The 16912-nt window shown below is 60.7% G+C and carries 17 protein-coding genes; 9 read left to right on the top strand and 8 right to left on the bottom strand.

The features are described from left to right. Positions 1–31: 31 nt before the first annotated feature. The 6 genes from flhA to hypA are packed head-to-tail and all read right to left on the bottom strand — an operon-like array spanning position 32 to position 5771. The gene (gene flhA, locus ACMGGQ_RS16240) at positions 32–2104 is read right to left on the bottom strand and encodes a formate hydrogenlyase transcriptional activator FlhA (RefSeq protein WP_048224598.1); all 2073 of its coding nucleotides are present in this window, start codon (positions 2102–2104) and stop codon (positions 32–34) included. Positions 2105–2159: 55 nt separating this feature from the next. Further along, positions 2160–3170 carry a hydrogenase expression/formation protein HypE gene (gene hypE / locus ACMGGQ_RS16235; protein ID WP_196352702.1) on the bottom strand — a complete coding sequence of 337 codons (1011 nt, stop codon included), beginning with the start codon at positions 3168–3170 and terminating at the stop codon, positions 2160–2162. Next, complete coding sequence (hypD, locus tag ACMGGQ_RS16230; protein ID WP_167213728.1) at positions 3167–4288, bottom strand: hydrogenase formation protein HypD; 1122 nt, start codon at positions 4286–4288, stop codon at positions 3167–3169. The genes hypE and hypD overlap by 4 nt, the downstream gene beginning before the upstream one ends. 2 nt (positions 4289–4290) lie before the next feature. Next, the gene (locus ACMGGQ_RS16225) at positions 4291–4563 is read right to left on the bottom strand and encodes a HypC/HybG/HupF family hydrogenase formation chaperone (RefSeq protein WP_063622353.1); all 273 of its coding nucleotides are present in this window, start codon (positions 4561–4563) and stop codon (positions 4291–4293) included. After that, entirely contained in the window at positions 4554–5417 is an 864-nt protein-coding gene (gene hypB / locus ACMGGQ_RS16220; RefSeq protein WP_045908502.1) for a hydrogenase nickel incorporation protein HypB, read from the bottom strand. The genes ACMGGQ_RS16225 and hypB overlap by 10 nt, the downstream gene beginning before the upstream one ends. Positions 5418–5420: 3 nt before the next feature. Further along, the gene (gene hypA / locus ACMGGQ_RS16215; protein ID WP_039265546.1) at positions 5421–5771 is read right to left on the bottom strand and encodes a hydrogenase maturation nickel metallochaperone HypA; all 351 of its coding nucleotides are present in this window, start codon (positions 5769–5771) and stop codon (positions 5421–5423) included. Positions 5772–5981: 210 nt separating this feature from the next. Here hypA and hycA point away from each other — a divergent pair, with 210 nt between their 5' ends. The 9 genes from hycA (at position 5982) to hycI (ending at position 13760) form a co-directional block, all read left to right on the top strand. Next, positions 5982–6446 carry a formate hydrogenlyase regulator HycA gene (gene hycA / locus ACMGGQ_RS16210; protein WP_420290284.1) on the top strand — a complete coding sequence of 155 codons (465 nt, stop codon included), beginning with the start codon at positions 5982–5984 and terminating at the stop codon, positions 6444–6446. Positions 6447–6516: 70 nt separating this feature from the next. Beyond that, the gene (locus ACMGGQ_RS16205) at positions 6517–7125 is read left to right on the top strand and encodes a 4Fe-4S dicluster domain-containing protein (RefSeq protein ID WP_420290283.1); all 609 of its coding nucleotides are present in this window, start codon (positions 6517–6519) and stop codon (positions 7123–7125) included. Continuing rightward, the gene (gene hycC / locus ACMGGQ_RS16200) at positions 7122–8936 is read left to right on the top strand and encodes a formate hydrogenlyase subunit 3 (protein WP_420290282.1); all 1815 of its coding nucleotides are present in this window, start codon (positions 7122–7124) and stop codon (positions 8934–8936) included. The genes ACMGGQ_RS16205 and hycC overlap by 4 nt, the downstream gene beginning before the upstream one ends. Position 8937: 1 nt before the next feature. Next, complete coding sequence (locus ACMGGQ_RS16195; protein WP_334762554.1) at positions 8938–9861, top strand: respiratory chain complex I subunit 1 family protein; 924 nt, start codon at positions 8938–8940, stop codon at positions 9859–9861. Between the two features lie 15 nt (positions 9862–9876). Next, positions 9877–11586, top strand: coding sequence for a formate hydrogenlyase subunit HycE (gene hycE / locus ACMGGQ_RS16190; protein ID WP_045908505.1), 1710 nt, complete (start codon positions 9877–9879; stop codon positions 11584–11586). A 9-nt stretch (positions 11587–11595) separates the two neighbouring features. Next, positions 11596–12138, top strand: coding sequence for a formate hydrogenlyase complex iron-sulfur subunit (locus ACMGGQ_RS16185; protein ID WP_420290281.1), 543 nt, complete (start codon positions 11596–11598; stop codon positions 12136–12138). Beyond that, on the top strand, positions 12138–12905 hold the full coding sequence (locus ACMGGQ_RS16180) for an NADH-quinone oxidoreductase subunit B family protein (RefSeq protein ID WP_104950236.1): 768 nt from the start codon (positions 12138–12140) through the stop codon (positions 12903–12905). Before ACMGGQ_RS16185 ends, ACMGGQ_RS16180 begins: the two co-directional genes overlap by 1 nt. Continuing rightward, positions 12902–13312: a formate hydrogenlyase maturation HycH family protein gene (locus ACMGGQ_RS16175; protein ID WP_045908507.1), complete on the top strand. Its 411-nt coding sequence runs from the start codon at positions 12902–12904 to the stop codon at positions 13310–13312. Before ACMGGQ_RS16180 ends, ACMGGQ_RS16175 begins: the two co-directional genes overlap by 4 nt. Continuing rightward, positions 13305–13760: a hydrogenase maturation peptidase HycI gene (gene hycI, locus ACMGGQ_RS16170; RefSeq protein ID WP_048224568.1), complete on the top strand. Its 456-nt coding sequence runs from the start codon at positions 13305–13307 to the stop codon at positions 13758–13760. Before ACMGGQ_RS16175 ends, hycI begins: the two co-directional genes overlap by 8 nt. An 81-nt stretch (positions 13761–13841) precedes the next feature. Here hycI and ACMGGQ_RS16165 read toward each other — a convergent pair whose 3' ends face one another. After that, entirely contained in the window at positions 13842–15266 is a 1425-nt protein-coding gene (locus ACMGGQ_RS16165) for a 6-phospho-beta-glucosidase (RefSeq protein WP_420290280.1), read from the bottom strand. Between the two features lie 18 nt (positions 15267–15284). Beyond that, positions 15285–16736 carry a PTS cellobiose/arbutin/salicin transporter subunit IIBC gene (gene ascF, locus ACMGGQ_RS16160; protein ID WP_023325961.1) on the bottom strand — a complete coding sequence of 484 codons (1452 nt, stop codon included), beginning with the start codon at positions 16734–16736 and terminating at the stop codon, positions 15285–15287. Between the last annotated feature and the right edge of the window lie 176 nt (positions 16737–16912).

Raw genomic sequence — 16912 nt, 5'->3', positions numbered from 1 at the left:
GTGTCAGAGCAACACCGCCGGATTGGGGGGCTTAAACCAGGCTCTCTTTATCGATTCCGAGACGCTTCATGCGCGACAGCAGGGTAGTGCGTTTTAACCCTAAACGCTGGGCGGCACCTTTTGGCCCGGCGACCACGCCGTTGGTCTCTTTGAGTACGCGCATAATGAGCTGATATTCATCTTCTCCCTCTTTCGCTGTCTCGGCGGCGGGCACGCTCACGTCAGGCAGCGTCACTTCAGGCAGTGAGAGCTGCAGGACATTGCCGCGCGTCAGCAGCACCGCACGCTCGATGACGTTTTCCAGCTCGCGCACGTTGCCGGGCCACTCCATCGATGAAAGGGTACGTAACGTCTCGGCAGGAATGCTGTCGATATTTCGACCCATCCGTCGCGCGATCTTGGCGGTAAACGCTTTGACCAGCAGGGGAATATCTTCCGGGCGCTCGCGCAGCGGCGGCAGGAAGATCGGGAACACGTTCAGGCGATAGTAGAGATCGCTGCGAAACTCGCGGTCGGCGACCATCTTTTTCAGGTCGCGGTTAGTGGCGGCAATCAGCCGCACGTCAGTCTGGATAAGCTTGTTGCTGCCAAGACGTTCAAACTCTTGCTCCTGCAGGACGCGCAGCAGTTTCGGCTGTAGCTCCAGCGGCATATCGCCCACTTCGTCGAGGAACAGCGAGCTTTTGTCCGCCAGCTCAAACCGGCCCAGCCGCTGACTGCTTGCCCCGGTAAAGGCACCTCGTTCGTGGCCGAACAGGTCGCTTTCCAGCAGCCCTGCGGGCATCGCGGCGCAGTTCATCTTCACCATCCGACGGCTGTTGCGGTTACTCAGGTTGTGGATGGCACGGGCAATCAGCTCTTTACCCGTACCGGTTTCGCCCAGAATCAGTACCGTGCTGTCGCTTTGCGCCACCATCTCAACCTGCTTGAGCACGTTGTACATGGCGTCGCTACGTCCGATGATTTCACCAAACTCGCTGTCCACGTTGTTGAGCTGTTCGGTCAGGGCCAGGTTCTCATCCACCAGCCGCTCCTTCAGACGATGAATTTCCTGATAGGCGAGGGCGTTATCCAGGGCGATGGAAATACGCTCGGCGATCTGACGCAGCAGCTTCAGGTTGGCAGTGGTAAAGACGCCTTCCTCGCACTGCGCCAGCTTAAGCACGCCCAGCATGGTGTTGCCGGACATCAGCGGCAGCAGGCACAGGGTCTGAATTTTGTTACCCCAGGTGTTAAACAGCATCCGCTCGTACGGTGCCACCGGATCCTGTTCGTTGAGGTTGATCAGGAGGATCTCTTTGCTTTTGAAGACCCGCTCCGAAAGGGTCCCCGCTTCATCCACTTCACTCTGCTCGTGTGCCGGGTTGGCTTCATCCAGATAATGCGTAGAGTAGATGTTCAGCTTGCCCTTGCGATGGCCGCGAAGCGCGATGCTGATGGCATCGATTTTGAAATAGTGATGGATCTCTTTCGACACTTCGCTGACCAGCTCGTCCATATCGAGCCGTGACAGTACGGCGTTGGTGATGGCGACCAGAATGCGGAAGTTGTCGCGTTCGCGGCTCAGCAGGTCGTAATCTACATTATTGGTCACGCGGCTTTGGATCTGCTCCGCGACGACGGCCACAATCTGGGTAAAGGTGTGCAGGCGTTCGTATTCCGCCTCGCTCCAGGGCTGGTCGGTCGTGCGGATAAACTCGCAGCCGCCAAAAATCTGACCCTCTGCTGCCAGCGGCAGCATGCAGTAATGCCCGAACGGCTGATAGAGGTTACTCTCCGCGAGCCGCGGCCATGCCTGCCGGAACTCCTCAAAGTTACAGTGCAGCACTTCAGGTCGGGAGAGAATGCGGCGCACCGGGCCATGCGCGAGATACGTTTCGTCTTCGTATTCAAACGTTTTGCCATTGTCACGCGTTGAGTAGTAGCTCGCGCGGTGCGTTCCGCTATGCCACAGTACAATCGCGGCGCTGTCGGCCAGCGCCGACTGCCTGACCAGCCGCGTCAGGGCATCGCTCAGCGCACCGAGATCGGGCTGCTGTAAAAGTGTGCGCGTAATGTCAAACAGGCCCTGCTGTCCAAGATCGCTCATCGGTGTATACGGCATAGTGCTTTCCAGTAGAAACGAGCAAAAAATCCATGCTGGCCGCTTGTGGCGCGGCCTAGCAAATACGGGGTAAGGGTTCAGCGTGCGGCAGATCCAGCGTGCGCTTCACGCCATAAAGTCCGGTCAGGCGCACCCCTTTGCGCTCAACCACTTCACCAATTATCGCCGCCTCTTTTCCTGACGGATGAGCCTGCAGCTGTTCAAGAACGGCTTGTGCTGCGGCCCGTTCAACGCCAATCACCAGCTTGCCTTCGTTTGCAAAGTTGAGCGGGTCCAGCCCCAGCAGTTCGCAAAGCCCACGAACGGCGGGCTTAACGGGCAGGCTGCGCTCGGTGAGTTCAATCCCGCATCCGCAGCTTGCCGCAAACTCATGGACCACGGCGTTGACACCGCCTCGCGTGGCATCCCGCAGGGCCTTCACGCCGGGAATACCGCGCAGCGTCTGAATCAGCGGGGTGAGTACCGCGCAGTCGCTGCGCAGTTCGCCGTCCAGCCCCAGGCCTTCGCGCAGGTTCAGGATGGTCGCCCCGTGGCAGCCCAGCGTGCCGGTCACGATCAGCACGTCGCCCGCACTGAGGCGCTGCGCACCCCAGTGAATATCGGCGGGGATCGCCCCCATGCCGGCGGTGTTGATAAACAGCTTGTCGGCCGCGCCGCGCTGCACCACTTTGGTGTCGCCGGTGACGATAGCTATCCCCGCCTCGCGCGCGGTCTGCGCCATGCTGTTGACCACGGCCGTGAGCGTCTCCATCGGTAATCCCTCTTCAAGGATAAACCCGCAGGAGAGGTAGCGCGGGATGGCGCCGCTGACGGCGACGTCGTTCGCCGTGCCGCAGACGGCGAGCTTGCCGATATCGCCGCCCGGGAAGAACAGCGGATCAATGACGTAGCTGTCGGTGGAGAAGGCCAGCCTGTCGCCCTGGGCGGTGAGGGTGGCGAGGTCAATGCGCGCCTGGTCTTCCTGTTCGGCGAGCCAGGGGTTGTTAAAGGCCTCCATAAACAGCCGGTTAATCAGCTGCTGCATCGCCTGTCCGCCGCTGCCGTGCGCCATTTCAACCGTATTCATGCTTCACTCTCCTGGTTGCGATACTGATACCACGCGGCACACGCCCCTTCGGAGGAGACCATCAGCGCACCAAACGCCGTTTGCGGGTTACAGGTATTGCCAAATAACGGACACTGATGCGGTTTGCATTTGCCGGTGAGCACCTCGCCACAGCGTGCCCGGGGATCGTCGCAAACCTGCTGCGGCTGCGGGCGGAAATGCGCTTCGGCGTCGAACGCGCGATAGGCTGGCGTCAGGCGCACGCCGGATTCAGCAATTAGCCCCAGGCCGCGCCATTCGCTGTCGCCCTCAACGCTAAACACGTCGGCTATCGCCTGCTGCGCTCGTTCATTTCCCGCATCCGGCACCACGCGGCGGTACTGATTTTCCACGGTACTCAGGGCCGCTATTTTCTGCTCAACCAGCATGGTGACACCTTGTAGTAGATCAAGTGGTTCGAAACCAGCCACCACTAACGGACGATTGTACTGTTCAGCGATAAAACCGTAGGCGTCTGTGCCAATCACCATGCTGACGTGGCCCGGTGCCAGAAAGGCGTCAATGCCGTTGCCTGGCTCTTCCAGCAGGCTGCGCAGGGTGGGGATGAGCGTAATGTGCTGGCAGAAGAAGAAAAAGTTATCGACACCGCGTGCTTTCGCCTGCTGCAGCGTGATGGCGGTGGCGGGCATAGTGGTTTCAAACCCCAGGCCAAAAAACACCACCTTGCGCGCGGGGTTATCCGCTGCCAGCGTCAGGGCATCCATCGGCGAATAGACGATCCGGATGTCTGCGCCGCGCGCTTTCGCCTGCAGCAGCGAACCATTTTTCCCCGGCACGCGCATCGCGTCGCCAAAGGTGCAGAAAATGACGTCGGGCTGGCTGGCAATTTCAATACAGCTGTCGATGCGCCCCATCGGCAGCACGCAGACCGGGCAGCCGGGGCCGTGGATAAACTCAATGTTCTCCGGCAGCAGCTGGTCGAGGCCAAATTTGAAGATCGCGTGCGTGTGCCCGCCGCACACCTCCATTATCCGCAGCGGCCTTTCTTTCGTGTAGTCCAGCCGCGCTGCGCGCGTTTTCAGGTGGCCGATAAGCTGCAGCACCTGCTCCGGCGCGCGGTATTCATCAACGTAACGCATGATTACCGCTCCTCGCCGTACAGCAGCGCGCCCACGTCAGGCTCCACGTCGAACATATTTTGCAGGGCGTCGAGCGTGTCGCGGGCTTCCGCTTCGTTAATCACGCTCATGGCGAACCCCACGTGGACCAGCACCCACTGGCCGAGACGCGAGGCGCCCGTTTCATCGGTGCTGCCCACCAGCGTCAGGTCGACGTCGCGCAGGATGCCGCAAACCTCGACTTTGGCCTGATTACCGTCGATGGCGTGAATTTGTCCCGGTACGCCTATGCACATCGTTCGCTCTCCAGCCAGTGTAGCCAGCCGTCCATGCCGTCGCCGCGCGTGGCGGAGACCAGCAGGATCTCAATCTCCGGGTTCACCTCGCGGGCATACGCCAGGCACTTATCCACGTCGAAATTCAGGTACGGCAGCAGGTCGACTTTGTTCAGCAGCATGACGGACGCGGCGGCAAACATGTGCGGGTACTTCAGCGGTTTGTCTTCGCCTTCGGTCACTGAAAGCACCGCCACCTTGTGTCGTTCGCCGAGGTCGAAGCTCGCCGGGCAGACGAGGTTGCCGACGTTTTCAATAAACAGGATGCCGTTATCTGCCAGCGGCAGGCGCGGGGCCGCGTCGGCAATCATCTGTGCATCCAGGTGGCAGCCTTTGCCGGTGTTGACCTGAATCGCCGGGGTGCCGGTTTCGCGAATGCGCGCCGCGTCGTTAACGGTTTGCTGGTCGCCTTCGATCACCGCACAGGAGACGCGCCCGTTCAGGCGCTTGAGCGTTTCGGTCAGCAGCGTGGTTTTACCGGAACCGGGGCTGGAGACCAGGTTCAGCGCCAGCTGTTTGCGGGTGGCAAAGCGGGCGCGGTTGCGGGCGGCGAGCTGGTTATTTTTGTCCAGCACGTTGATTTCCACCTCCAGCATCTGGCGCTGGCTCATGCCCGGCGCGTGGGTGCCTGCTTCGCCGTGGCCGTAATGCAGGTCGCCCGCATCGGAGCGTTGCGGCGCAAAGGTAATGCCGGTCAGGGCTGCCGCAGGGCGTGGGGCGGGTGAAAAGGGCGCGGAGCGAAACGCGGAGTGGGGGCGGTGTTCATCCCCTTCTATATACAGGTTGCCTTCGGCGCAACCGCAGGTACTACACATACTTTACTCCTTCTCGATTTCGAGGCGTTGGATCTGCATGCCGTCATCCGCCACGATGCGCAGACCGCCGCTCTGACACTGCGGGCAGCGCTGTACCTTCGATGACAGCAGGGTGACGTACTGCTGACACTGCTCGCACCAGCACTCCGCCTGCTGTTCTTCAATATGCAGTTCGCAGCCTTCCGCCAGCGTGCCGCGGCAGACCAGCTCAAAACAGAAGGTCAGGGCGCTGGTCTCGACGCAGGAAAACGCTCCGACCTTCAGCCAGACGCCGGTGACGCGCTTCGCGTGGTTTTGCACTGCCTGCTGTTCGATAAGTTCCAGAGCCCGCTGGCAGAGGGTGATTTCGTGCATGACGCCTCCTCAATGAATTGCCCCGGTAATGCAATAACAGTGCCAGCTTGATTTTTGTTAAGGCGTGACGATGTCAACGCTGACGAAATGACACGTCGACACCGCGGTGATGACAGCGGTTTTTTAGTTTAATCCCTTTAAAATCAGCAAAATAAAAACTGGCATGGAATCTGCTTAACAGCCGCTATCTCCATTAAACGGATACCTTCTATGACTATTTGGGAAATCAGCGAAAAAGCAGATTACATCGCGCAGCGTCATCAACAGTTACAGGACCAGTGGCACCTTTACTGCAACTCGCTGGTTCAGGGCATTACCTTGTCGAAAGCGCGTCTTCACCACGCGATGAGCTGCGCGGCGCAGGGGGATATGCGCTTTGTCCTCTTCGGCCATTTCACCATCAACGTGACCCTGGCGGATAACTTCAACAGCCACACCATTGAGTACTATCTCGAGACAAAAGACGGCGAAAAACAGTGTATTGCGAAGGCGCAGCTGATGGCCGACGGCATGGTGGATGGCCACGTCAGCAACCGCGATCGCCAGCAGGTGCTGGAGCACTATCTGGAAAAAATCGCGCCGTTTTATAACGGCCTGTACGCCGCCGTTGAGCACGATCTTCCGGTCAACCTGAAGCAGCTGATGGACGGAAATGCCTCAGCGAACGTGGCCTGACCCATGCGTGTCGAGAAGTGTCGACAAGACAGCTTTTCGACAAAAATGACTATCACCAGAGGATAACCCGGTGAACCGTTTTGTAATTGCTGACTCGACGGTCTGCATTGGCTGTCGAACCTGTGAGGCGGCGTGTTCGGAAACGCATCGCCTGCATGGGCTGCAGTCCATGCCGCGCCTGCACGTCATGCGTAATGAAAAAGAGTCTGCCCCGCAGCTCTGCCATCACTGTGAAGATGCCCCGTGCGCGGGCGTCTGTCCTGTAAATGCCATCACCCGCGTGGATGGCGCAGTCCAGTTGAACGAAAGCCTGTGCGTAAGCTGCAAGCTGTGCGGCATTGCCTGTCCGTTCGGCGCGATTGAATTTTCCGGCAGCCGCCCGCTGCATATTCCGGCCAATGCCAACTCGCCTAAAGCCCCGCCCGCGCCGCCGGCGCCTGCACGCGTCAGCACGCTGCTGGACTGGGTGCCCGGCATCCGTGCCGTGGCGGTGAAGTGCGACCTGTGCAGCTTCGATGAACAGGGCCCGGCCTGCGTACGGACCTGTCCGACGAAAGCGCTGATTCTGGTTAACATTCGCGACATCGCCCGTACCAGCAAGCGCAAGCGCGAGCTGGCCATCAACAGTGATTTTGGCGACCTTTCTCTGCTACAGGCGCTTAACGAGGGGGCGAAATGAACGCGGCCATAATGATTACCGGCGCGGTAGCTTGTTTTATTGCCGCAGCTATTCTGGCGCCAATCTTCTCCTTCCATAAAACCCTGAGCGGCGGGGTTGCCGGGATCGGCGGGGCGGTAGGTAGCCTGTTGACGCTGGTGGCAGGCGGCGTTGTTCTGCTCGGCGGACAATCCGTTGACACCCTCATACCGCTGGTTCGCCACACCGTTGAGATTACGCCGCTGAACGCCCTCTGGCTGGTGACGTTTGGCCTGTGCGGGCTGTTTATCAGCCTGTTCAATATCGAGTGGCATCGCCACCCGCACGCTAAAGCCAACGGCTTGCTGGTGAACCTGCTGATGGCGACGGCGGTCTGTACCGTTACCGCCAGCAACCTCGGCGCGCTGGTGGTGATGGCGGAGATCATGGCGCTCTGCGGCGTGTTCCTGACGGGCTGTAGCGCCTCCGGAAAATTGTGGTTTGCGCTGGGACGCCTCGGGACGCTGCTGCTGGCGCTGGCCTGCTGGCTGGTGTGGCAGCGCTTCGGCACGCTGGACTTCGCTGCGCTTAATGGGCATCCGCTGGGGAATGACGTCTGGCTGCTGGGCGTGCTCGGCTTTGGCCTGCTCGCCGGAATCATCCCGCTGCACGGCTGGGTGCCGCAGGCGCATGCGAATGCTTCCGCGCCCGCCGCCGCGCTGTTTTCGGTGGTGGTAATGAAGGTCGGTCTGTTTGGGATCCTGGCGATTACGCTGACCGGCGGACAACCGCCGCTGTGGTGGGGCGTGGTGCTGCTGATTGCGGGCATGATCACCGCCTTCGTCGGCGGCCTGTACGCGCTGATGGAGCACAATATCCAGCGTCTTCTGGCGTACCACACGCTGGAGAATATCGGCATTATTCTGCTCGGCATTGGCGCGGGCGTGACCGGGCTGGCGCTGAATCAACCGGCGCTGATTGCGGCCGGTTTTATCGGTGGTCTTTATCACCTGATCAACCACAGCCTGTTTAAAAGCACCCTGTTCCTCGGGGCGGGCAGCGTCTGGTTCCGCACCGGTCATCGGGATATCGAAAAGCTGGGCGGGATTGGCAAAAAGATGCCGGTGATTTCACTGGCGATGCTGGTCGGGCTGATGGCGATGGCCGCGCTGCCGCCGCTGAACGGCTTTGCCGGGGAGTGGGTAATCTATCAGTCCTTTTTCTCCCTCGGTCAGAGCGAGGCGTTTATCGCCCGTCTGCTGGGGCCGCTGCTGGCGGTCGGTCTGGCGATTACCGGGGCGCTGGCGGTGATGTGCATGGCGAAAGTTTATGGCGTGACCTTCCTCGGCGCACCGCGTACGCGTGAGGCTGAGAACGCCTGCTGCGCACCGCTACTGATGGGCGTAAGCGTGGTCGCGCTGGCGCTGTGCTGCATCGCGGGCGGCGTCGCCGCACCGTGGCTGCTGCCGCTGCTGGGCAATGCCATTCCGCTGCCGCTGACCGCGGCGAACACCACCGTTTCCCAGCCCATGATCGCGCTGCTGCTGATAGGCGCACCGCTGCTGCCGCTGGTGCTGATGCTGTTCTTCAAACGCGACCGGCTCACCTCCCGCTCGCGCGGTGCAGCATGGGCCTGCGGCTACGAACACGAACAGTCGATGGTCATCACTGCCCACGGTTTCGCTATGCCGGTGAAAGAGAACTTTGCCGCCGTGCTGAAGCTGCGCCACTGGCTGAACCCGGTGCGCTGGGTACCCGGCTGGCAGAGCGCTGCCGTACCCGCGCTGTTCCGCCGTCTGGCGGTTATCGAGCTGGCGGTGCTGGTGATCGTTGTGATTTCACGAGGAGCCTGACATGAGTCTGTTACTGGCAATTCTTCAGGCGCTGGTGCTGTTTGCCGCCGCGCCGCTGCTGTCGGGCATCACGCGCGTGGCGCGCGCCCGGATGCACAACCGTCGCGGGCCTGGCGTGCTTCAGGAGTACCGCGATCTCTTCAAACTGCTCTCGCGTCAGAGCGTCGCCCCGGATGCCGCAGGCTGGGTCTTCCGCCTGACGCCGTTCGTGATGGTGGGCGTGATGCTCACCATCGCCACCGCGCTGCCGGTGGTGACGGTGGCTTCGCCGCTGCCGGCACTCGGGGATCTAATTACGCTGATCTACCTGTTTGCCATCGCCCGCTTCTTCTTTGCGATTGCGGGTCTCGACACCGGGAGCCCGTTTACCGGCATCGGTGCCAGTCGCGAGGCGATGCTCGGCGTGCTGGTTGAGCCGATTCTGCTGCTGGGGCTGTGGGTCGCCGCGCAGGTTGCGGGCTCAACCCATATCAGCTTTATCACCGACACCGTGTACCACTGGCCGGTTGCCCGCTCCCTTCCGCTGGTGCTGGCGCTGTGCGCCTGCGCATTCGCCACCTTTATCGAGATGGGCAAACTGCCGTTCGATCTGGCCGAAGCCGAGCAGGAACTGCAGGAAGGACCGCTCACCGAATACAGCGGCTACGGCTTTGCGGTGCTGAAGTGGGGCATCAGCCTTAAACAGCTGGTGGTGCTGCAGATGTTTGTCGGCGTCTTCTTCCCGTGGGGGCAGATGACGCACTTCTCCGCGGGCGGTCTGCTGCTGGCCGTCGTGGTTGCCGCCCTCAAGCTGCTGGTCGGCGTGCTGGTCATTGCCCTGTTCGAAAACAGCATGGCGCGTCTGCGTTTTGTGGAAACGTCACGCATTACCTGGGCCGGTTTTGGTTTTGCATTTTTAGCGTTCGTCTCCTTGCTGGTGGCGTGATTAAAGAGAGTGTTTATGTCTGAAGAAAAGAAAGGTCAGCAGTATCTCGCCGCGTTGCATCAGGCTTTTCCCGGCGTGGTGCTGGAGGAGTCCTGGCAAACCAAAGACCAGATCACCGTTACCGTAAAGGTGAACTATCTGCCAGAAGTGGTGGAGTTTCTCTACTACCGGCAGGGCGGCTGGCTGTCGGTGCTGTTCGGTAACGACGAGCGCCAGCTGTGCGGTAATTACGCGGTGTACTACGTGATGTCGATGGAGCAGGGCGAGAAGTGCTGGATCACCGTGCGCGTCGAGGTTGACCCGAATAAACCGGAATACCCGTCCGTTACGCCGCGCGTGCCCGCTGCAGTCTGGGGCGAGCGCGAAGTGCGCGACATGTATGGTCTGGTGCCGGTTGGCCTGCCGGATGAACGCCGTCTGGTGCTGCCGGACGACTGGCCGGACGAACTCTATCCGCTGCGCAAAGACAGCATGGACTACCGCCAGCGTCCGGCCCCGACCACCGACAGTGAAACCTACGAATTCATCAACGAGCTGGGCAGCAAGAAGAATAACGTGGTGCCGATCGGCCCGCTGCACGTCACTTCCGACGAGCCGGGCCACTTCCGCCTGTTCGTCGACGGCGAAAACATTATCGACGCCGACTACCGCCTGTTCTACGTCCACCGCGGCATGGAAAAGCTGGCGGAAACCCGCATGGGCTACAACGAAGTCACGTTCCTCTCTGACCGCGTGTGCGGCATCTGCGGCTTCGCCCACAGCACCGCCTACACCACCTCGGTAGAGAACGGCATGGGGATCGTGGTGCCGGAACGCGCGCAGATGATCCGCGCCATCCTGCTGGAGGTGGAGCGCCTGCACTCGCACCTGCTGAACCTCGGCCTGGCCTGCCACTTCGTCGGCTTTGACTCCGGGTTTATGCAGTTCTTCCGCGTGCGCGAAGCGTCGATGAAGATGGCGGAGATCCTCACCGGGGCGCGCAAAACCTACGGTCTGAACCTGATCGGCGGGATCCGCCGCGACCTGCTGAAGGATGACATGATCCAGACCCGCCAGCTGGCGCAGCAGATGCGCCGCGACGTGCAGGAGCTGGTGGACATGCTGCTCAGCACGCCCAACATCGAGCAGCGCACCGTCGGCATTGGCCGCCTCGATCCGGAGATCGCCCGCGACTTCAGCAACGTCGGCCCGATGGTGCGCGCCAGCGGCCACGCCCGCGACACCCGCGCCGATCACCCGTTCGTCGGCTATGGCCTGCTGCCGATGACCGTGCACAGCGAGCAGGGCTGCGACGTCATCTCCCGCCTGAAGGTGCGCATCAACGAGGTGTTCACCGCGCTGAACATGATCGACTTTGGTCTGGACAACCTGCCGGGCGGCCCGCTGATGGTGGAGGGCTTCACCTACATTCCAAACCGCTTTGCCCTCGGCTTTGCCGAAGCGCCGCGCGGGGACGACATTCACTGGAGCATGACCGGCGACAACCAGAAGCTCTACCGCTGGCGCTGCCGTGCGGCGACCTACGCCAACTGGCCAACCCTGCGCTACATGCTGCGCGGTAACACCGTGTCTGATGCGCCGCTGATCATCGGCAGCCTCGACCCGTGCTACTCCTGCACCGACCGCATGACCGTCGTGGACGTGCGCAAGAAGAAAAGCCAGGTGGTGCCGTACAAAGAGCTTGAGCGCTACAGCATCGAGCGTAAGAACTCGCCGCTGAAATAAGGATTCGTCATGTTTACCTTTATCAAAAAACTGATCAAAACCGGCACGCAGACCAGCCGCTATCCGCTGGAGCCGATGCCGGTCGACAAAAACTTTCGCGGCAAGCCGGAACACAACCCGCAGCAGTGCATCGGCTGCGCGGCCTGCGTCAACGCCTGTCCGTCGAACGCCTTAACGGTGGAAACGGATCTCAAAACCGGCGAGCTGGCCTGGCAGTTTAACCTCGGGCGCTGCATCTTCTGCGGCCGCTGCGAAGAGGTCTGCCCGACGGTCGCCATCCGCCTGTCGCAGGAGTACGAGTTGGCGGTGTGGAAGAAAGAGGATTTCCTGCAGCAGTCGCGCTTTGACCTGTGCCACTGCCGCGTCTGCCAGCGCCCGTTCGCCGTGCAGAAAGAGATCGACTACGCCATTGCGCTGCTGCAGCACAACGGCGACGCCCGCGCGGAGCATCACCGTGAAAGCTTTGAAACCTGCCCGGCATGCAAGCGACAGAAGTGTCTGCTGCCGTCCGACCGCATTGATATCACCCGCCACATGAGAGAGGCCAGCTGATGGACAATTTACTTGGCCCACGCGACGCTAACGGCATTCCGGTGCCGATGACGGTGGACGAATCCATCGCCAGCATGAAGGCGTCGCTGCTGAAAAAAATCAAACGCTCGGCCTACGTCTACCGCGTGGATTGCGGAGGCTGCAACGGCTGCGAGATTGAGATCTTCGCTACGCTGTCGCCGCTGTTTGACGCCGAGCGCTTCGGTATCAAAGTGGTGCCGTCCCCGCGTCATGCGGACATCCTGCTGTTCACCGGGGCCGTCACCCGCGCCATGCGCTCGCCCGCGCTGCGCGCCTGGCAGTCCGCGCCTGATCCGAAAATCTGCATCTCGTACGGCGCCTGCGGCAACAGCGGCGGCATCTTCCACGACCTCTACTGCGTCTGGGGCGGCACCGACAAAATCGTGCCGGTGGACGTCTACATTCCGGGCTGTCCGCCGACGCCCGCCGCCACGCTGTACGGCTTCGCGATGGCGCTCGGCCTGCTGGAGCAGAAAATCCACGCCCGCGAGCCGGGCGAGCTCGACAACCAGGCTGCGGCCATTCTGCACCCGGACATGGTGCAGCCGCTGCGGGTGAAGGTCGATCGCACGGCGCGCAGGCTGGCGGGCTATCGCTACGGCCGTCAGATTGCCGACGACTATCTGCGCCTGCTGAGCCAGGGCGAGCATCAGGTCGCACGCTGGCTGGAGGCGGAAAACGATCCGCGCCTCAATGAGATTGTGGCGAACCTGAACAGCATCGTCGATGAGGCGCGTATCCGATGAGTGAAACGGTGGTGTTCAGCCAGCTGAGCCGTAAGTTTATTGATGAGAACGATGCCACGCCGGATGCGGCGCAGCAGGTGGTCTATTACAGCCTGGCGATTGGGCATCACCTCGGTGTGATTGACTGCCTGGAGGCCGCACTGAGCTGTCCGTGGCCGGAATACCTGGCGTGGATTGCCACGCTGGAGGAGGGCAGTTCGGCGCGGCGCAAAATGGAAGGCGTGCCGAAGTACGGTGAGATCGTGATCGATGCGAACCACATTGCCATGCTCGCCAACGCCTTTGACGCGGCGCTCGGCAGACAAACCCCGAAGCAGCAGGCGTGGAGCAAAACGCTGCTCGGTATGCTGCATGATATTCATCAGGAGAGCGCCATCTACCTGATGGTGAGGAGATTACGTGACTGACGTTTTACTGTGTGTCGGCAACAGCATGATGGGCGACGACGGCGCGGGTCCGCTGCTGGCGGAGATGTGCGCCGCGAACCCGCAGGGCAGTTGGGTGGTGATTGACGGCGGCAGCGCGCCGGAAAACGACGTGGTGGCCATACGCGAGCTGCGTCCGGACAGGCTGTTAATCGTCGATGCCACCGATATGGGACTCAACCCCGGCGAGATCCGCCTGATTGACCCGGACGACATCGCCGAGATGTTTATGATGACCACCCACAATATGCCGCTGAACTACCTGGTGGATCAGATCAAAGGTGACGTGGGCGAGGTGCTGTTTTTGGGCATTCAGCCGGACATTGTCGGGTTTTATTACCCGATGACGCCGCCGGTGAAAGAGGCGGTGGACGTGGTGTATTCACGGCTAGCGGGATGGGTTGGGAACGGAGGGTTTTCTCAGCTCTGAGCAGCGCCCGGGGGCGCTACGCTTACCGGGCCTACGGTTTTGTAGGCCGGGTAAGGCGAAGCCGCCACCCGGCAAAACAGGCTACGCCAGATCCCCCCCGTTACTCGCAATCACCTTCTTATACCATCCGAACGATTTCTTGCGTTTCCGCTCCAGCGTGCCGTTCCCGGCGTCGTCGCGGTCGACGTACACAAACCCGTAACGCTTGCTCATCTCACCGGTTGAGGCCGAGACAAGGTCAATGCAGCCCCAGGTGGTGTAACCCATCAGCGGCACGCCATCCTCAATCGCATCGCCCATCGCGCGGATATGCTCGCGCAGATAGCTGATGCGGTAGTCGTCGTTAATCTCGCCGTTTTCATCAACGACATCTTTCGCTCCCAGGCCGTTTTCCACCAGGAACAGCGGCTTCTGGTAGCGGTCGTACATCATGTTCATGGTGATGCGCAGGCCGAGCGGGTCGATGCCCCAGCCCCATTCGCTCACCTGAATGTGCGGGTTGCGCAGAGATTTGACGATGTTCGCCGCATTGGTATTGTTCGCGTTCATATCCGCCGAGGCGCAGCGCGAGGCGTAATAGCTGAACGAGACAAAATCGACGGTATTTTTCAGCAGTTCGTCATCGCCCGGGTCTTTAACAATCACGACGCCTTTCTCGCGGAACACGCGGGCAGAATAGGCCGGATAGCTGCCGCGCGCCTGCACATCGATAAAGAACAGGTTCTCGCGGTCTTTCTCCAGCGCCATCCACACGTCTTCCGGCTTGCAGGAGTACGGATAGAAATTTCCGCCCGCCAGCATGCAGCCGACCTGGTTTTCCGGGTTCACCTCGTGAGCGATTTTGGTCGCCAGCGCGCTCGCCACCAGTTCGTGGTGCGCGGCCTGGTATTTCACCTGGTCTTCGTTTTCGCCTTCCTCAAACACCAGCCCCGCGCCGGAGAACGGGCTGTGCAGCATGATGTTGATTTCGTTGAAGGTCAGCCAGTATTTCACCAGCCCGTTAAACTCCTCGAAGCAGGTGCGGGCGTAGCGGGCAAAGAAATCCACCATTTTGCGGTTGCGCCAGGAGCCGTACTCCGTCACCAGGTGCATCGGCACGTCGAAGTGGCAGAGGGTTACCAGCGGCTCGATGTTGTACTTTTTGCACTCCTCGAACACCGCGCGGTAAAAGGCAATGCCTTCTTTGTTCGGCAGCGGCTCGTCGCCGTTCGGATAGAGGCGGCTCCAGGCGATCGAGGTGCGGAACACCGTAAAGCCCATCTCCGCCATCAGGGCGATGTCCTCTTTATAGCGATGGTAAAAATCAATCGCCTCGTGGCTCGGGTAGAATTCGTCCTCACGCAGCGAAAAACGCTTTTCCTTACCGAGCTTCACCGCCAGGCGGTTCGCGCCGTGGGGGATCATATCGACCGTTGTCAGCCCTTTGCCGCCCTCACGGTAAGCGCCTTCACTCTGGTTGGCGGCAAGCGCGCCGCCCCATAAAAATCCTTGTGGAAAAACAGACATTCTTACCTCGCTTTCAATTTATGCTTTTGCTGCGTTGTTCTGTACCGGTGCGGTCTGCAGGGCGCGCGCTTTTTCAGCCTCGTCTTCGACCGGAATATCCTCAAAGCCCAGTATCAGGGTCAGAACAAACGACAGCACCACTGCCAGACCCATCACGCCAAACACCCAGACGATGGTCATCGGGTTCGCCGGGTCGAAGAACTGTACGCTGGTAAACAGCCCCGGTGCCGCCATCGAGTGGCTGGCAAGACCCGCGATACCGGCAACCGCGCCGCAGATAAAGCCGCTGATCAGGCTTGCAATCAGCGGGCGTTTCAGACGTATTGCGACACCGTACAGGGCCGGTTCAGAGATCCCCGCCATGATGGCGGAGGCCGCCGCTGCCAGCGCCGTCTGGCGCAGCTCCGGGTTTTTGGTTTTCCACGCCACCGCCAGCGACGAACCGCCGAGCGACAGGTTGGCGCCAATTTCCGACGGCATCACCATCCCTTCCTTGCCCGTTTCGGCAATGGTCTGAATGATGGTTGGCGTAAACACGCGGTGCATGCCGGTCATGACCAGCAGCGGCCACAGCGCGCCCATGATGGCCACGGAGAGCCAGCCCAGATAGCCGTGAATGGTGTAGACCAGCGCGGAGATCGCGCTACCGATCCAGATGCCCAGCGGCCCAATCAGCACGATGGCGAGCGGGGCGGCAATCAGCACGATCAGCATCGGCTTGAGGAAGTTTTTCGTCACCGCCGGGGTAATGCGATCCACCCAGCGCTCGATGTACGACAGGCACCAGGTCATCACCAGCGCGGGGATGACGGTGTAGGTGTATTTCACCGCCGTCACCGGGATAAAGGCGAACTCAACGTGCTCGCCCTGCGCGGCTTTCGCCATCAGCTCGATAAAGCTCGGATGCACCAGCACGCCCGCAATGGCTATCGCCAGCGACATGTTGGTTTTGAATTTCACCGCCGCCGAGGCCGCCACCATCAGCGGCAGGAAGAAGAACGCGCCGTCGCCGATGACGGTCAAAATGGTGAGCGTCGGCGCGCCTTTGGGCAGCACGCCGGTCATCTCAAGGATCATCGCCAGCAGCTTGACCATCGAGCCGCCGATGATCGCCGGGATCAGCGGGGACATGGTGCCAATCAGCGCGTCGAGGATCCCGGCGCCAATGCGGCGCAGCGTCAGCTTTTGCGGGCCTTCCGGCACCGCGGGCTGCAGGTCAGCGGGCAGCAGGCTTACCACCTCGCGGTACGCCTGGGAGACGGTATTGCCAATAATCACCTGGCACTGGTTGTCGTTGCGCACCACGCCGAGCACGCCGCTGATGCTTTTCAGGCGCGCGGCGTCGGTGAGGGTTTCATCTTTCAGAACGAAACGCAGTCGCGTCATGCAGTGGGTAACGGCGACGATGTTCTCTTTGCCGCCCAGCGCGCTGATAACGTCGTTCGCCAGCGCAGCGTAATTTTTGGCCATCGGATGTGATCCTGTTATCGTTGTGTGAAATGTAGGAAACCGGTTCCACATAATCATCATGAGTTTTTATGAATGAAACAAGATCGCTTTTTGACCATTTTTTTATTTCGTGACGCCGATCACCAGCAGGAACCCAAAGCGTGATGTCGCCGCTGCGACAATTTTTCTGCAGTGCA

It is taken from the genome of Enterobacter sp. BNK-13 (genome assembly GCF_048685015.1).
Classification (GTDB): domain Bacteria; phylum Pseudomonadota; class Gammaproteobacteria; order Enterobacterales; family Enterobacteriaceae; genus Enterobacter; species Enterobacter quasiroggenkampii.
This window is presented reverse-complemented; position numbering and strand designations above follow the sequence as displayed.

Coding starts and splice junctions, on each gene's coding strand:
- hypD (WP_167213728.1), bottom strand. CDS start 4,288: ATGCGTTACGTTGATGAATACCGCGCGCCGGAGCAGGTGCTGCAGCTT.
- hycC (WP_420290282.1), top strand. CDS start 7,122: ATGAACGCGGCCATAATGATTACCGGCGCGGTAGCTTGTTTTATTGCC.
- flhA (WP_048224598.1), bottom strand. CDS start 2,104: ATGCCGTATACACCGATGAGCGATCTTGGACAGCAGGGCCTGTTTGAC.
- ACMGGQ_RS16195 (WP_334762554.1), top strand. CDS start 8,938: ATGAGTCTGTTACTGGCAATTCTTCAGGCGCTGGTGCTGTTTGCCGCC.
- hycA (WP_420290284.1), top strand. CDS start 5,982: ATGACTATTTGGGAAATCAGCGAAAAAGCAGATTACATCGCGCAGCGT.
- ACMGGQ_RS16175 (WP_045908507.1), top strand. CDS start 12,902: ATGAGTGAAACGGTGGTGTTCAGCCAGCTGAGCCGTAAGTTTATTGAT.
- ACMGGQ_RS16165 (WP_420290280.1), bottom strand. CDS start 15,266: ATGTCTGTTTTTCCACAAGGATTTTTATGGGGCGGCGCGCTTGCCGCC.
- ACMGGQ_RS16180 (WP_104950236.1), top strand. CDS start 12,138: ATGGACAATTTACTTGGCCCACGCGACGCTAACGGCATTCCGGTGCCG.
- hycE (WP_045908505.1), top strand. CDS start 9,877: ATGTCTGAAGAAAAGAAAGGTCAGCAGTATCTCGCCGCGTTGCATCAG.
- ascF (WP_023325961.1), bottom strand. CDS start 16,736: ATGGCCAAAAATTACGCTGCGCTGGCGAACGACGTTATCAGCGCGCTG.
- ACMGGQ_RS16185 (WP_420290281.1), top strand. CDS start 11,596: ATGTTTACCTTTATCAAAAAACTGATCAAAACCGGCACGCAGACCAGC.
- hypA (WP_039265546.1), bottom strand. CDS start 5,771: ATGCACGAAATCACCCTCTGCCAGCGGGCTCTGGAACTTATCGAACAG.
- ACMGGQ_RS16225 (WP_063622353.1), bottom strand. CDS start 4,563: ATGTGCATAGGCGTACCGGGACAAATTCACGCCATCGACGGTAATCAG.
- hypB (WP_045908502.1), bottom strand. CDS start 5,417: ATGTGTAGTACCTGCGGTTGCGCCGAAGGCAACCTGTATATAGAAGGG.
- hypE (WP_196352702.1), bottom strand. CDS start 3,170: ATGAATACGGTTGAAATGGCGCACGGCAGCGGCGGACAGGCGATGCAG.